Source organism: Acinetobacter sp. 228 (assembly GCF_048147885.1).
The window spans coordinates 1-1,026 of record NZ_JAYWYV010000611.1 but is presented as its reverse complement, the minus strand read 5'-3'; the positions used below and the strand labels follow the sequence as shown (position 1 = coordinate 1,026).

The following is a 1,026-nucleotide window of genomic DNA, read 5'->3' as shown; positions in this document are numbered from 1 at the left end:
GCACCTTTAATAATCCGGTTTTTAAATGTGGTATTTCGAATTGTGATTGGTTGTGCAATCTGGCTCATGGTTAACCTCTTTTAATATTTTAGAGCAATTACTCTAATTTAGATGAGTTATAGGTCATGTCAAGGGGAAATCGATAACTGACAATAGCACATGTCAAATTTAAAAAATATAAAAAAATGCAACTTTTTGCATTAAAAATTTAAATAAAATTTATTATTATAAAACAGAATCTTATTAAATATATTTAACAACTTGCTGCAATTAATTGCTTGGTATATTCAGTTTTTGGGGTATTAAATAACTGCTCAGTTGGCTGATATTCCACAACTTTTGCATGTCGTAATACCATCACTTTATGACACAGTGCTTTGACCACATTTAAATCATGACTAATAAAAATATAGCTCAAGTGCTCTGTTTGTTGTAAACGTCGTAATAATTGAATCATCGCTTTTTGCGTGGTTCGGTCTAAGGCAGACGTTGGTTCATCTAAAATTAAAAGTTTAGGTCGAACTACTAAAGCTCGCGCTAGAGCAACGCGTTGACGTTGCCCACCAGAAAGTTCATGTGGATAGCGATGTTGAAAGCCCTCTGCCAACTCAACTTTTATCAAAGCTGATTCAACTTGCTGTCTGATTTCTTTATCAGCTATCGCTTTGACTTTTAACCCTTCAGCAATAATCTGCCCTACCGTCATACGTGGGTTTAGACTACCAAATGGATCTTGGAAAACAATCTGTAAGTCTGACCTGATCTTGCGTAAAGCTTTTTGTTCTAAGTGGTTTATATCTTGCCCTAGAAAGTTAATCTGTCCCTCACTTTTAATTAATCGAACCAGAGCCAAAGCCAATGAAGATTTTCCGGATCCACTTTCACCCACAATGCCTAATGCTTCGCCTTGAGCAAGCTCAAAATTTACATTTTCAACCGCATTGGTATAACCCTGAATTCGGTTAAAGAAACCACGTCGTATTGGATATTTAACATTGAGTTGTTGAACAGATAAAATTTTATGAC

At 35.3% G+C, this 1,026-nt stretch carries 2 protein-coding genes; both read right to left on the bottom strand.

Annotation, left to right across the window (positions count from 1 at the left end; genetic code table 11):
- The coding region (locus VXQ92_RS21270; protein ID WP_416683098.1) for a hypothetical protein at nt 1–68 on the bottom strand (68 nt) is incomplete at its 3' end.
- A gap of 185 nt (nt 69–253) precedes the next feature.
- Nucleotides 254–1,026: ATP-binding cassette domain-containing protein (locus tag VXQ92_RS21265; protein WP_416683097.1), on the bottom strand; the 773-nt coding region annotated here is incomplete at its 5' end.